General features: G+C 42.5%; 17 protein-coding genes. 4 read left to right on the top strand and 13 right to left on the bottom strand.

What is annotated here, in order from left to right:
* On the bottom strand, positions 1 to 317 hold a 317-nt coding region (locus ACFIK0_RS08440), incomplete at its 3' end, for a lysozyme (protein ID WP_375654661.1).
* A gap of 183 nt (positions 318 to 500) precedes the next feature.
* On the opposite strand from ACFIK0_RS08440, the gene ACFIK0_RS08435 reads away from it, so the two are divergent.
* Positions 501 to 824: a type II toxin-antitoxin system RelE/ParE family toxin gene (locus ACFIK0_RS08435; protein WP_015857128.1), complete on the top strand. Its 324-nt coding sequence runs from the start codon at positions 501 to 503 to the stop codon at positions 822 to 824.
* 12 nt (positions 825 to 836) lie between these two features.
* Entirely contained in the window at positions 837 to 1148 is a 312-nt protein-coding gene (locus ACFIK0_RS08430; protein WP_208439803.1) for a DNA-binding protein, read from the top strand.
* A gap of 92 nt (positions 1149 to 1240) precedes the next feature.
* Here ACFIK0_RS08430 and ACFIK0_RS08425 read toward each other — a convergent pair whose 3' ends face one another.
* From ACFIK0_RS08425 to ACFIK0_RS08390, 8 genes are read right to left on the bottom strand one after another with little or no spacing between them, the layout of a single operon-like run.
* Positions 1241 to 2548, bottom strand: a complete 1308-nt coding sequence (locus tag ACFIK0_RS08425) for a phage late control D family protein (protein ID WP_375663801.1) — start codon at positions 2546 to 2548, stop codon at positions 1241 to 1243.
* Positions 2545 to 2769 carry a tail protein X gene (locus ACFIK0_RS08420; RefSeq protein ID WP_039760481.1) on the bottom strand — a complete coding sequence of 75 codons (225 nt, stop codon included), beginning with the start codon at positions 2767 to 2769 and terminating at the stop codon, positions 2545 to 2547. Before ACFIK0_RS08420 ends, ACFIK0_RS08425 begins: the two co-directional genes overlap by 4 nt.
* Positions 2766 to 3146, bottom strand: a complete 381-nt coding sequence (locus ACFIK0_RS08415) for a phage tail protein (RefSeq protein ID WP_375637877.1) — start codon at positions 3144 to 3146, stop codon at positions 2766 to 2768. The genes ACFIK0_RS08420 and ACFIK0_RS08415 overlap by 4 nt, the downstream gene beginning before the upstream one ends.
* A 5-nt stretch (positions 3147 to 3151) precedes the next feature.
* On the bottom strand, positions 3152 to 5218 hold the full coding sequence (locus ACFIK0_RS08410) for a phage tail tape measure protein (protein ID WP_375663800.1): 2067 nt from the start codon (positions 5216 to 5218) through the stop codon (positions 3152 to 3154).
* Positions 5215 to 5277 (bottom strand): hypothetical protein, encoded by a 63-nt coding sequence (locus ACFIK0_RS08405; RefSeq protein WP_245256443.1) that lies wholly within the window; start codon positions 5275 to 5277, stop codon positions 5215 to 5217. Before ACFIK0_RS08405 ends, ACFIK0_RS08410 begins: the two co-directional genes overlap by 4 nt.
* A 47-nt stretch (positions 5278 to 5324) precedes the next feature.
* A complete protein-coding gene (locus ACFIK0_RS08400; RefSeq protein WP_375663799.1) occupies positions 5325 to 5612 on the bottom strand; it encodes a phage tail assembly protein in 288 nt (95 codons plus the stop codon).
* 1 nt (position 5613) lies between these two features.
* Positions 5614 to 6120 carry a phage major tail tube protein gene (locus tag ACFIK0_RS08395; protein ID WP_375659760.1) on the bottom strand — a complete coding sequence of 169 codons (507 nt, stop codon included), beginning with the start codon at positions 6118 to 6120 and terminating at the stop codon, positions 5614 to 5616.
* Positions 6120 to 7331 carry a phage tail sheath subtilisin-like domain-containing protein gene (locus tag ACFIK0_RS08390; protein WP_375663798.1) on the bottom strand — a complete coding sequence of 404 codons (1212 nt, stop codon included), beginning with the start codon at positions 7329 to 7331 and terminating at the stop codon, positions 6120 to 6122. The genes ACFIK0_RS08395 and ACFIK0_RS08390 overlap by 1 nt, the downstream gene beginning before the upstream one ends.
* Before the next feature lie 357 nt (positions 7332 to 7688).
* Here ACFIK0_RS08390 and ACFIK0_RS08385 point away from each other — a divergent pair, with 357 nt between their 5' ends.
* Positions 7689 to 8207 carry a Rha family transcriptional regulator gene (locus ACFIK0_RS08385; protein WP_375660998.1) on the top strand — a complete coding sequence of 173 codons (519 nt, stop codon included), beginning with the start codon at positions 7689 to 7691 and terminating at the stop codon, positions 8205 to 8207.
* Positions 8208 to 8253: 46 nt separating this feature from the next.
* Here the strand turns inward: ACFIK0_RS08385 and ACFIK0_RS08380 are convergent, their stop codons facing one another.
* Complete coding sequence (locus ACFIK0_RS08380) at positions 8254 to 8580, bottom strand: HigA family addiction module antitoxin (protein ID WP_273791640.1); 327 nt, start codon at positions 8578 to 8580, stop codon at positions 8254 to 8256.
* Positions 8581 to 8610: 30 nt separating this feature from the next.
* Complete coding sequence (locus ACFIK0_RS08375) at positions 8611 to 8886, bottom strand: type II toxin-antitoxin system RelE/ParE family toxin (RefSeq protein WP_273791641.1); 276 nt, start codon at positions 8884 to 8886, stop codon at positions 8611 to 8613.
* 119 nt (positions 8887 to 9005) lie between these two features.
* On the opposite strand from ACFIK0_RS08375, the gene ACFIK0_RS08370 reads away from it, so the two are divergent.
* Entirely contained in the window at positions 9006 to 9185 is a 180-nt protein-coding gene (locus ACFIK0_RS08370) for a hypothetical protein (RefSeq protein ID WP_375627011.1), read from the top strand.
* A gap of 320 nt (positions 9186 to 9505) precedes the next feature.
* On the opposite strand, the gene ACFIK0_RS08365 is transcribed toward ACFIK0_RS08370, so the two are convergent.
* Both ACFIK0_RS08365 and ACFIK0_RS08360 read right to left on the bottom strand, forming a co-directional pair.
* Positions 9506 to 10813 (bottom strand): Bgr_08870 family protein, encoded by a 1308-nt coding sequence (locus ACFIK0_RS08365; protein WP_375663797.1) that lies wholly within the window; start codon positions 10811 to 10813, stop codon positions 9506 to 9508.
* Between the two features lie 14 nt (positions 10814 to 10827).
* A partial coding sequence (locus ACFIK0_RS08360) for a DUF4815 domain-containing protein (protein WP_375663796.1) occupies positions 10828 to 12702 on the bottom strand: 1875 nt, incomplete at its 5' end.

Raw genomic sequence — 12702 nt, 5'->3', positions numbered from 1 at the left:
TTTAACAGTGTCGAGTTACAAAAGGCTCCTGTTCCTACATTATAGCAAAAGGACACTAACGCCGCGAATTGTTCATCTGTTAATGAAACTGTAACAGCGCGTTCAACAGCATTTTCAAATTGTCTTAAGTCTTGGCAAAGAAGTTCTTCTGCTTGCTTTTCAGTGATTGCCATGCCTTCGTAAATAAAAGGTTTTCCAGCACTGTTTGTATGTCCATAACCTATTGTCCACACCCCAATGGCATCTTTATAGGCGTTTAAACGCAAACCTTCCCATTGTTTGATAAGTGCTAGCCCTTCTGATGATATTTTTCGCATATGCTTCTCCATAAAAAAAAGCTCCGCAAAAAGCAGAGCTGGATTAAAAAATTGACATCTTTCTCATTCGGAAAGATAGCTTGGTTAAGCTTCATGTCACTTTTTCATTGGAATAAAAGAAGATTTTTTCTCAACTTTTAATTTCTTTCTTGACAAATATTCGTTTATAAACGAATATACATCATGTTTGAAATACGTCACTACCTTACTTCTGATGGCAAAGACTTGATAGCTGATTGGCTGCGAAAGCTCCGTGATATGCAGGCTAAAACTGCAATTATTCGCCGCCTTAATCGTTTAGAGCAGGGAAACTTTGGCGATTTCAAGCCGCTTCGTGAGGGTGTTCATGAATTGCGTATTAATGTTGGTCCTGGCTACCGAGTTTATTATGTCCAATCTGGAAAGACCGTATTGTTGCTATTATGCGGTGGCAGCAAAAAAACACAAGAGACTGATATCACTCGTGCATGTGCTTGCTGGCGTGATTGGCAAAACCGTGAAGATTAAAGGAGTGCAAAAATGAAAGACCGTAACCATGATGATGCAATGGCAGAAATATTCCGTGATGATCCTGAGTTGGCAGCAGCTACCCTTGATGCAATCCTAGCAGATGGTGATCAGGGTGAACTGCTTGTAACTCTACGCCAAATGGCCAAAGCTTATGGTGGTGTTCAAGCTGTAGCTAAAGCAGCCAACTTGAACCCAACACAACTTTACCGTACACTTTCAGAAAAAGGTAATCCAGAGTTCCGCAGCTTGAATGCTTTACTGCGTACCATGGGGTTTCGTTTGGCTGTACAGCCTCTTGAACGACCAGTTCCACACGTGTAACTTTAGTTCCACTCCCCACCTTTAAAGATGGGGAAGGGAGGTATTTAAGCAATCATTTTTAATGAGGGGCTCTACATCTAGTTTATAACCTATCATGTATCCTCTTCGTCCATATGGATAACGCCTTCGCCTTCGTCGCATGCGTTTTGTGGTGCGTTTGGATCAAGGGTATCGTCCTTGTCTGGTGTGGTGTTTGCAACGTTTCCAGCTGTGTCTTCTTGGGCTTCATCAAAAAGTTCGCACTCTATTTTTGTTGTGTAACCACCCGTTTTATCAAGTTTGTGCTTAACACTTTTGATGCGCCATTCTGCTGGAATATAGGGGCGGAAAGGGGGCTCTTGAACAAGTTTTGCTTCTGCTTGTACAAACGGATCACCACCGATATCACATGAGAAAGAAGACTTACCGCGTGATGATTTATTGCGATAAGCAGCAATGGCCGCAACAGCCTCTGATTGGTTATGGTAGGTGTATTTGAGTTCATGAAACGGCGGATTACCAACTTTGACTTCTTTTTTTTCACCACTGCGTAAATCATGATAGGTTGCGAGAACACCGCCTTTTTTCTCTTTGTCTTCTTCTTGCTTTTCCGATTCTTTTTCTGCTTTTTCTGATTCAGATGATGATGCTCTGTCACTGTTATCCATATGGATAAAGTTTTCATCATCATCAATCTCTTCTGGTTCTCGTGCATCAGCCGCGGCTTTTTGGTCGTCTCCCACATCTGTTTCTAAGCCATTGGCTGCACCTGCTTCATCACGCGCACTGTATTTAAAATCCCAAGAGGTGCAATGTTTTTCATGGATAACAACTATGGGGAGTGTTTCACCGGTGATGGCTTTGCCTTCACCCCGTTTGGCGAGCACAAGTTTGCCATCAACGGGCTTTGCTACCGCATCATATTCCCCTGCGAGGCGTGCAGCAAAAGCCATATCACTTTCCGATGTTTGATCAATATGACGCACAACGATTTTTGCAAGAGAAGGATCAACCTTTGGCGTATAGCCATTACGCTCTGCTATCTCTTGAACAATACTGCCAAGGGTTTGCTGGTGATAGGATTGGCTTTTGGGGGTTCTGTAAGACGTGTTCATTGATGCGGCGCGCCCTGTCACGCTTAAGCTTTGTGGTGGGCTGCTTACAGAGATTTCGTCTATCAGATAGGATCCCATATCGCGGTTTTTCCCGCCTTCATAGCCAAGTTTTATGGAAATAACTGTCCCGATAAGAGGAATATCAAGAAAGCCGTTATCACTGTCACGTGCGCGGTCATCAATCTCTATAGTGATACGATCACTTTTGTTTTCTGCTTCATCGGTAATTTCAATCGACAAAACATAGTCCATCAGCATTCTTGTGATGTCCTCTCCATTTGCCAGAACCGTGCAAAAAGGTTTCATGATTGACTGCCCCAAATTCTGATTACCGGTGTGGCTTTCGGATAGGGGAGGGTTGGCAAAACGATTGTGATGCCTGCTTTTAAGATGGGTCCATAGTCTGCAAGACCAAAATTTGCTGCATAAACGCGTTCAACAGCAAGGGCTTGTTGACCCTTTGCATAGTATCTCCAGCAAATGGCATCAACCATATCGCCTTCTTTTGTCACGTAAAGATCACTCATAGCTCTTCACCATATTCTCTCAATTTTATCGTAAATTCTTGTTTTTTGGGGGTGCCGTTATGATGAAAAACGCTTTGTTTTTCCTCTACAGAAAGAATGACAAACTTACCTAAGATTTTGCCTTGACCAGTCACAAGAATGTGAGGTCCCATATGCGCTATTTGCCGTAAATATTCGAGCTGTCTGTGACCACCTTTGAAATCTGGATAAATCACGCCTGCTAAAGAAAATTCCGCATTTGCAACAGCAGGCAATTGAAGAGCAGCCTTTCTCCCCAATCGCCCTTGCTCCACCCATGGAACACCATAAGACATATCAAGTGTTTGGTAAGCTGCTGTTTCAATGGAAAAAATAAAACCACCCAAAGCTAACATCATGGTATTTAATCCGAAAGGCTAGAGGCTATGGCTAAACGTTGCTGTTTTGCATAGCGTTCAAGTGCTTGATTGACAGCGTCTCTGATTTCGTCCTTGAGACCATTGGGGACGGAAATATTTAAATTTGAAATCATCACGCGGGCATCTACTTCAACGGGCTTATGAACCGTAATGGGCTTTGGAGCTTTAAAAGCACCTACTTTATTTGTTGCCTGCATTTGTCCTGTTTCAACGACACTTGTATTAAAACCACTCTTGCGTTTTTCAGGTGGGGTATTTGTAACCACTACTGTATCAACCATTTTTTTTGCACGTGCATTGGTTTCTTCGGTAAAGGTTTTAATGGTCTGCGTTGAAGTCTTGTCTATTGAAACATTAAACCCTAACTTTTCTTTCACCCAATTAGGTATCCAACTGGTTAATTTGCTTATCATGCCGCTAAGCCAATCAGACAGAGCATTCCATTGGCTTTTGATACCGTCCCACAAGCTACCAATGAGATTGGTTCCTACTTCCATGAGATTGATCCCAAACAGCCATTCAATGAGTTCATTGATTTTTTTCGAAATCCAAGTCAGTGGTGAAAAGTTTTTAAAGAACGTCAAGAGGTTATTGAAAACATTACTACATAAGCTGTAAAAAGAATCCCATAGCTTGCTTATAAAGCTTATGACTGTATCCCAATGTTTGTAGAGCAGATATCCGGCAGCAACAAGAGCTGCAATGCCACCAATAATCCAGCCAATAGGTGTGGTCATGATTGCGATACCAAGTGATATAAAAGCAGAACTAACGGCAGTTATTGCTGGAATGAGTGAAGCTATAAGAACTGCCCCAACCGCGGCTAAAGATGCTGCTACCCAACCATTGAGTTTGTCCCAATATTGATAGAGGACAAAGAGCGCTGCAATGCCACCCATTAACCAACCGATAGGTGTCGTCATAATTGTGATACCAAGGCTAACAAACGCTGTTCCTACGGCTGCTAATGCGGCAATGAGTGGACCAAAAATGAACGAACCAAGTGCCACAAGTCCTACCTTAAAGAGGGTTATTTCACCAATCAGAGGTTCTAGCCATTGGAACCAGCCTTTAATCCTCTCTGTGAGATCACTGATGCCTTTTCTTAAATCAGAGGTAGGATTAAGCAAATCATTAAGGACTTTTTTTAAGGTTTTTGCCCAGCTCGCAACAGTTGTTTGAATGAGGTCGCGGTTTTCATCAATCAATTTTGAAAAACCGTCAATCATATCATTAATCACGGGCATGAAACGGGCGCCAATAAAGCTCGCGATACCGCCTATTTTTTTCTTAAAAGCACCAAGCTTGTCACTTAAATCTGCTGCATAGCGTGCAACATCGGCACCTATCAGCCATTTTCCTTTTCGCGCCTTTGCAAACAGTTCTTTAATGGGTGCCATGCCTTGTGCAAGCATGGTCGCCATTTCTTTACCATCGCCCCCAAACAGCAGAGCGGCAATATGCTGTCTTTGTGCTTGGCTTTTCATCTTACTCATCTTGTCGGTAATTTCTTCTAACAAGACAGAAGTGGATTTGAGTTTTCCAGAAGTGTTTTTGACAGAAATGCCAAGCGCTTCAAAGCCCATCATGCCTCTTTTTTGTCCAGCATAGGCTTGTGCTGAACGCCTATTTAAAACCGCTAAGGATTGTTGAAAAAGTTCGGCAGAAGTGCCTGAATTATCGGCTGCATCACCCCATAATTGAAGTGATGCAACACTCATATTTAAATGGTGTGATGCGTGATAAAGACTATCTCCCAGATGCATGGTTTTCATGGTGAGGGCGGCTACACTTGCCACAAGACCACCACCAGCAAGCCCTAAGACACCGGTAAAGACTGAAGCACGACTTGCCGCCACTCCAAGAGCACTTTGAACGCCATGAAGGCTTTTTGTCATGTTTTTGACAGCAGCAGAAAAGCGCGGAATACCCAAACTATGTGAGAGTGTTTTTGACAATGTATCGAATTTTTTTTGAAGATGTTTGAGAGGTGCGGTGAGTTTGTCTTCAAGAGACAATTTCACCTTTGCATCAGCAACTTTTTCACTCATTTTGTCTTATACCTTTCTGCTGCTTGATTTCGCCAGAATATTAATTCTTGTGGTTCCATTTCCATCATGTCTGAAAGGGACCAATGGAACACAATGGTAATATCGGCTATGAGTTTAGCGGCGGTTTCCCAGTCGAGGTATCCCGCCGTTTGATAAAAGACTCTAAGATTTCTCCAATGCTCGATAAGTCATTGATGTCGAGTTCACCAACAGCTTCATGTGGCCATGCAGAAAGGCGAGAAACCATAGCGATTGTTTGTTCAACGCCTTCCTTCTTATCTATTGCTTGCACATCTTTTGTTTTGGGGCGCCGTAAGGTGATTTCGGTATGCTCTTTTCCTTCAAAAGTAACAGGTATCAATAATTTATGTGTAATGCTTGTTTGGACTGTCATTTTATAATCCTATATTTTCTCTATGGTCTGCGAGTTGATTGACGCCATTGAATTTTCTCACCAAGTTGAGGACATCTATCTCAACGATTTCAACGTCCTTCTGGACATATTTGAAATACTGCAATGTGAAGGTAGTTGTGGATGTTGCTTTGCTGCCCGGTTGCCATTCTGCCATTTCAAAGCCTTTGCATAGTCCTCTCATGGTAATGACAACACCTTCTGCTGGTGTGCCTTGCGCTTGCATTGAACTTCGTAATGAGATATCGACATCTGTGCGCCCCAACAGTGCCATCAACTCTGGAGAGCAATCAGAAATGGTCATGCTAAGTGTGAGGGTTTCAAGACCAAGGTCAACTTCAATAGAGCTATCCATGCCTCCGCCGCGATAGCTTTCAACAACCAAATTCAAATTCGGTAATGTTACGCTTTCACATTTTGCTTGATAGGGAATGCCGTCGACAAAAATGTTAAAATATTTCAAAACTCTTGGTAAAACGGGGATAGCCATTAAAAAATCTCCTCTAAATAATCATTCACAATGCGTGAACGGAATGTGATGTGTTCTGCTGGTGTTGTTGGTGTGAATTCGACATTGAAATAGACTCTGCCGCCTTCAATGGCGCTTGCTGTATTCAACTCTAGATCAGGCGTACAACGTCCACCAAGAATGGCGCCTTGTGCTTTTAAATCACGCAAATAGGCATTGACGCTTTCACTCACGTCACTCATGTAGGTTTTTTTGATATTGCGGTCGACAGCCCATAGATGCCCGCGCAAAATGGCATCATTGATCATATCTGCGGTTCTCACCACCGATAAGAAAGCAAATTTTGTATCACTTGAAAGGGTGCGATTACCCCAGAGGCGATAACCATTTTCGCGGATAATTGTTGTGATGTTTTGTTCATTAAGAAGGTTGGCGCGGCTTGATCTGTCCCCAATGGAAAAATCAATGGGGCGCGCAGTTCCTACAATGCCATTGATCACTTTATTAGAAGGGGAATGCCAAAAACCTTGGGCAAAATCCGTTTTGGCAATGACACCTGCAACTGCTGCACTTGCTGGCTGTTCTACAATTTTTCCATCACGATTCACCTTTACAAAAGGGTCAATGATAATGGCGCGTTTTGAATCAAAATCCTTTGCTGCGGCAAGGGCTGCTTCATCTGTGCTATTTGGTGCATCAAGCACCACAATCGCACGCAGACGCTCTGCAATGCCAATCAGTTCTGCTGCAACGGGGTTGGCAGTTGCACCAGTTCCATTCTCTTCAATATTCACACTGGAAGGGCGTTGATGTGTAAAGCCTGGAGCGATGAGAATGCGTGGTGTTTGTCCTACAATGGATTGTGCTCCAATGAAAGCATGAACACCTTCATAAGCACCATTTGCGTTTACACCACCCAGAATATTGGTGAGTGTTGCATTTTCGTTGTCACCCTCGTTCACGCGTACGACAACGACAATTGCTCCTACTTGTTTAAAAATAAGATCAAGGGCATTGGGTAAGGTACCTTGACGCTTACCCGTTTTATCGAGTTTTGCAGCTTGTGAAAGAGAGCCTGCTACCAAAACCGGTGTGTTGAGAGGGAATGCTTGTTCATCGGCATCGGGTGCTGTGCCAACAATCCCGATAACGGCAGACTGAACCGCGCGAAGGGGGCGGGTGCCGTCGTCAACTTCAACGACTTCAACACCGTGTAAAAAACCTGTTGCCATACTTTATGCTCCTTTAAATGAGGGGTGAATGAAAATGAATGGGAAAAATGAGGGGTAAAGAGCCGCTCTGACGAGCGACTTGACAAAAACTTTAAAATCGTTAGATTCATACAAAGGTGCTTCAAAAACATCTTAAAACAACAAGCGGATTGGTTACCGAAATAATCAGTCTTCTGTGCATTAAAGACTTTGACTCATTATATGCTACGCGCATATAATAGTGGGGTCGGGTGTGGTTATGCCATAAAATACCCTTTCGAGGGGAAAGCATAACGACGGGCTTGTTGCCGTGTTTTTGAGCACCCGGCATTCTTCATTGAGTGTCAATCAAAAACATTAGTCAACAAGGAGTTCATCATGAACAATTTAGTAACAATCGACAATGCTGGTATTGCTGTCACAACCTCTTTAAAAATTGCAGAGGGTGTAGGCAATACGCATAAAACAGTTATACAGCTTGTACGTCAAAACATTGAAGACTTTGAAGAATTTGGAAGGGTCGCATTTGAAATGCTACCCTTTGGAACCAAAGGTGGAAGACAAAAAAGAGAAGTTGCTATCCTCAATGAACCACAAGCAACTTTACTCATGACCTATATGCGTAACAATGATACGGTGCGTGCATTCAAAAAAGCCCTCGTCAAAGCTTTCTATGATTTAAAAAACCAATTAATTGATAATGACCGTGATACACGCTTTGATTTTCCAAGCAACTGGGATGAAATGGGACCTACTGAAAAAGCTGTTTATATTTATGGACCGCTTCACATGCATCTTGTTAAAGCTTTTACATTAGCAGAAGAGAGCAAACATTATAAAACGCTTGTTGAAGAAGCCAAGCGAGTTTTAGTAAGCCCTGTTGCAAAAGTAGCTTAAGTTAAAAACATGATTTTATCTCCTCGTCTTTGAGGCGGGGAGGTGGTTAATGGCTCTGTTCCATTTGTATATCCACTTTATTAGCTGTTAATGTTGGAATAGAAGAGACATCAATGTCCCTCAAGGCATGCCATGTATCATAATTGGCTTGAAGCTGTAGCCAAAGGGCTGGTCCATTTCCTAACAATTTACCAATGCGAGCTGCTGTTACGGCCGTGACTGGACGTTCTCCTTTAAGGATACCGTGCAAGTGCTGGCGTGATATTTGAAGAATCCTAGCAATTTCGGTTTTGCTTGCATTTAAATGTTCTAAGGATTCAGCTAAAATTTCTCCTGGATGAGAAGGACAACGATTAGGATTACGTGTGGTCATGGATAGTTTCCTTTACAAATCTTAAAACCTTCAGTGGTATTGCTCTAGATCAACATGGTAAACGTGTCTGTCTTTAAATTCAAAAGTGATACACCAAGGACCATTGATATGAATTGTGTAGCGAGTTGGAGTAAAGCCTTTAAGCATATGAAAATTATAACCTGGTACATTGATATCACTAACTTGAGAAGCAGCGTCAAGGGCATCAAGACGGCGAATAATACGCTGTTGAAGCCTGCTATCAATCTTACTTTTTCCTGTTTCCCAGAGAGATTGGAGGTCTTTATTTTTAAATGTTTTGATCATAGCAAACTCAACAACTTTATTTTAAGTAAGATGTAATGTATTAAGTGACAATTGTCAACAAAAATGTTACAATTTAATATGATTGATGCCAACACTGTGGAACTACAAGAATTTAAGAAATGAATATCAAACCAATTCGTACAGAGAGAGATTATCAAGAAGCTTTAGAGATTGTGTCTGCAATGTTTGATAAGCAGCCAGAAGTTAATACTCCAGAATTTGATAGAATGAAAACTCTTGTTTTGTTAATTGAAGCTTATGAAACAGAACACTATCCTGTTTCTCCACCTCATGCGTAAAGAAAAGAATAGGTGCATGGAGGGGATAAATTTGCACGTTAACATCAAGGATTTTACAAACATACCAACGGCTGTCTGATCAAATATTGCTAAAAACTTAGATCCCTTGCCATTCTTAATAAAGTGAATACGAAGTTTAAATTCTATTGTCATTTTGCTCTCCAAATTAATGAAGAGACCATAACAATCATCTCACTCTCTCATAAGACTGACACTGTCAGTCAAAAAGCTCTTTAAAGGGCTTTAAAAGGGCTTAAAATCATACAAGCCAGCTTATACAACAGCTATCCATTTGACTTGTGCTATCTTTGGTTATGTAATTAATCTTTCCATAACCTTATAAGGACAGCGCCATCAGCTCCAGCACCACTTGGATAAGAATCAGAGTGAGCACCAGCCCCGCCGCCGCCAAAACCACGCCCTGCTTTTCCTGAACTATAGTGACCTTTGCCGACTCCTCCAGAGCCACCCCTTGATGTATCACCTCCAGCATCACCGCCATTGCCGCTTGTTTCACTCGTAATTCCACTCGTTCCAGCATAACCATTTCCGCCTTTGGCAATTCCTAGATGTGCGTCTGTTGCTAAACCAAAATTTCCCCCAATGCCCCCAGCACCACCAATGCCTGAATAGTAATAAGTATTTCCCCTTGATGTATTATAATAAGCACCCCCACCACCATGTCCTCCTGTCGCCGTAATAAAATTTTTGCCAACGGTCGTTGTTCCTCCAGAATTACCTGTTGCACGAAGTGATGCAACAGAAGTTCCACCCTTACCAATTGTGATATCTTCATGACCATTTAAACTGGCTTTATAGCCATACCAGACTGAACAACCGCCACCGCCGCCACCCCATGCTTGGATTTCTAACCTAGTTTGGTCTGTTACCCAATCTGGCCATTCAATTTTCCCATCTTGCGTATACAGCAATTCAGCATCGGCAATAATGAGTTTATTAATCAAATCTTTTTTGATGTTTTTAATTTCCTGCTTGAGAATATCTATTTCTGCTTTTGTATAAACAAGATCACCATCGACTTTTAAAGGTCCTTTAAGCAAGCTTCCGTTTGTGTTTAAATTGGTAACCACTTTGCCATTATAGATGAGATTAAACGACGAATTACCCAACAGTTCTAAGTCACCACTCATAGTGACTTTGCTGGTAAATTTATTATAATTCTGCCATTCATTTGGGCTGGCTAAGCGACCATAGCTTGTGAGATCTTCATTGATCTTGGCTCTAAAATCATCAAGCCCCACGATATCTTCGGTTTTATGTTGATGTGCGCCTAACAGTGAGACAGCACTCCCAAAGGTGAAGTTATTGTTGCTTGATTTATAGAGAACATAATTGTTGGCAGCATCTTTTGCGCCTTCGATATCGCTTAAATCAGCAAAAGTGAAAGTTTTATCCGCTGCCATTTTACCATTGAGAGCGCTTTCTAGATTTGTGATTTCGCTTATGGTATGCGTGTGTTGTAAAGGTGCTTTTTGGTCTACCTTGTCCTCAACACCCGCAATGGCTTGATCAATTTTCGTCAAGTTTTCCCGCAAGATTGGGAATTCAGAACTGATAAAACGACCTTCTTTAGGCAATTCCATGTCGAGTTTTTTGGTTTTTGTCATCTCTCATTTTCCCATTATAATATGCCAGCGCCAAAATCACGCACCATGGACCGCGCTGCTGGTCCACCAGTAAGCGTGAGTTTGAGGCGTGCTTGTTTGGCGCCTTTGTCGCTGCTTACAAATTTTCGTTCTGTCCAAAGTGGTTCGGATAACTGCTCTGTTTCCTCTAATGTGAGAGGGACAAAAGCACCATCATCCAGTTGCATCTCGAGTGAAAAGGTTGCACCACCTGGTAAAAAGGTTTTGATATAGCTGGTCAATCTTGCTTTTTCCCCAAAGGCAAAAGCACGCGTGACATAGGTCGCTTCCTTATGGATCTTTCCCGCAATCAATTGAACAGGAGCAAACAAGACGGGTGAGAGCTTTTCGGTGCCTTTGAGAATAGCGCGAAGCTTTACCTTTTCACTGATATATTCAGTAAGGCTTAGCAATTGAAAGGGAAGAAGTTGATAAATTGTGCCATTGTTTCGTTCAATTTCAAAGATGACAGAACAATCGCTTGAAGGCAATTCAATGGCTGCGCGTACTTGCAAATCAGAGCAGTCCACAAGGTCAAAAGTGCCAAGATCAATGGTTTTTTCTGTTTGTGTGTAGCGTGCCGCCAGCACCCTAAAAGCTAAAGCCTCATCTTGATGAGCGGTCCAGCTCCTAGCATTGACAGAAGAAAAGCGTGGACCGGTCACGTAAGGGTGGCTCGAGACGTATCTCTGGTGTTCTGCATCAAAATCTCCAAGCTTTGCTAAAGAGACGGAATGATCAGCATCATCGGTTTTAATGACAAAAGCAGTGAGACGGTCATTAGGGACTAACAAGGGGACATCATAGCGTGCCTCTGCCCACCCTAGCTTTGCCTCCTTCATAGAATAAAAGCTTTGTGCTTGAATATCGGCGGTAGGATAGCCGTTTTCGGTTGTCACCAAATCAATCACCAGATCATGGTTCTGATTGCCGATTTTGCAAAGATGAAAGTCAATTCCAGTGATTTGCCGTGTTTCATCGGGGGTAAAGACTTGCGCTTGTGGGTCCACTTGCGTCCAGATCTTCACCGTGGTGGTGCGCCGCATCACTTTCACATCAATCACGCCTTGCCCTGTAAAAAGACCCGTAGCAATGGTTCCACCTTTTCCCCGTGCCACAACATTTTTTGTGCCAGCCGGAATGTTTTGTGGAATCGTGAAAGTGCCTTCAAGGGTGCCTTTGCTATCTGCAATAAGGAGACTCTTTGGTAAAACATTCACACCATCAAAGGTAAGACTTTCCAAGATTTCGCTACTGCCAAAACCTTCAATTTTGAAAGAAAGGGTAATTTGTCTTAAAAAATTGATTTGTTCTTGGTGTGTGTTGATGAAATTATCGCTTACTTCTGTTCTACGTATGGTACTGCCGCGATGTTTTCCCATAATGATTTGATTGGTGATACCCGAGAGCCAATCGGTGCGCTGTTCATGCCAGAAGTCTGTCGCGGGTTCAAGGGTTACTGTACCAGGTAAGGTTGCAAAATTTTGATAAGGATTGATTTTTTCGCAAGCCGTTGTCAACTCTTGCGCAATAATCACTTCATTTGTCCAGTCAAGCGTGACAGGCGCTTTTAAAGGAGCAGTATAGAATGTTGGGTCAATGGCAAGCTGTAAAATGCCGTTGCCTACAGCACCTGTTTGTTGAAAGCCTTCATCTCTGTAACTATCATCAAGAAAAGGGTCTGCAAACATGCCCTTTTTGGCAACGGGTTCTTTAGAGTCAACATTGCTTTTAATCCGTTCTAATTGCATGAGACGGTCAAGCGAAAGCACCCGTTGAAAATAGCGCCACATTTCATCATAGGGGGCAACCCGTGTGCCATCATTGACCACAACCGGCGTTTCAAGCCAATTGTTGGTAATGGTTGCAAG

Origin of the sequence: Bartonella sp. CL63NXGY (genome assembly GCF_042194905.1) — a bacterium.
Taxonomy (GTDB): domain Bacteria; phylum Pseudomonadota; class Alphaproteobacteria; order Rhizobiales; family Rhizobiaceae; genus Bartonella.
Note: the sequence above shows the minus strand (reverse complement) of the source record. Positions and strands in the feature narration are given on the sequence as shown.